The sequence below is a fragment of the Streptomyces sp. NPDC057623 genome (assembly GCF_042800355.1).
Lineage (GTDB): Bacteria > Actinomycetota > Actinomycetes > Streptomycetales > Streptomycetaceae > Streptomyces.
Map to the genome: position 1 here is coordinate 1 of NZ_JBHVGZ010000193.1, position 1,046 is coordinate 1,046.

The 1,046-nt window shown below is 68.4% G+C and carries 1 protein-coding gene; it reads right to left on the reverse strand.

The window, feature by feature from the left end:
* A partial coding sequence (locus ACFU95_RS51070) for an IS1380 family transposase (RefSeq protein ID WP_383844840.1) occupies positions 1–924 on the reverse strand: 924 nt, incomplete at its 3' end.
* Positions 925–1,046 lie beyond the last annotated feature (122 nt).

The following is a 1,046-nucleotide window of genomic DNA, read 5'->3' on the forward strand; positions in this document are numbered from 1 at the left end:
GATCAGCCGCATCCCCTTCGGCCAGCCGTCCAGCAGGCTGCCGGTGAGCTCGGCGACCCAGGCCCCGTCACGGACCGTGCCGTTGGCCTCGACGGCCGGTGTCCAAGCCGAGGTCGGGATCTTCAGCACATGCTGGTGAATGGTCTCGGTGATCACCATGCCGACCGAGTAGGACAGCCATCGGCCTCGCTTCGCGAGCCAGGACACGAAGTCGTGGGTGCCGCCGGCGGAGTCCGTGCGGATCAGCGTCTGCCGCCCCCGCCGGTACTTCTTCGGCAGCTGTGCCAGGGCGAGCCGGGCGGTGGTGATGTGGTCGGCGGCCGTGTTGGAGCCTGCGTTGCCCGGCCGGAGGAGGACGGCGACGGGCTCTCCGGTTCCGCCCGGTCCGTGGTCGACGAAGGCCGTCAGCGGGTGATGGCCGTAGGTCTTCTTCCAGGTCGCGGCCGCATCCTGCTTGTCGGAGTGCGCGATCACCAGGACGCCGTCGAGGTCGACGGTGACCTGGCCATCGGCGTCCGGGGCGTTCCCCCCGGCCAATGACCAGACACGGTCACGGACTTCGGACCGTGCGGACCGGACGGCCTGCAGGGCCTTCTCGCCGGAGGCGGCAAGGGTGTCGATCAGGCGGGAGACGGTCGGGTCGGAGGCGACCGGGCCGAAGACGGCCGGCTCGCACCGCAGCATGGCGACGTCCGCGAGGCAGTCCCCGCCCAATGCGACCGCCAGAGCGATGTCCAGGAGGATCTTGCCGGGATCGTGGACGGCCCGCGGCTTCCGCCACGGAGCCAGAGCTGCGGATATCGCCTGGTCAAGACCCGCCTTGCGGACCGTCTCCAGCAGCAGGACCGCACCGGCCTGCGAGACCACCTGCCGACCGTCTCCCTGGACACGGACACGTGGGTACGACGAGATAGGCTCTCTCACCTGGAAAGTGCTCTTTTCCTTGCAGCCAACAGGACCCTCAGCAAGTCCTATCGTTGCAGGTCAAGGGCACTTTCCGTGTTTCTGATCAACTCTTGGACAGCCCACCTCGTGAAAGCGCGAGG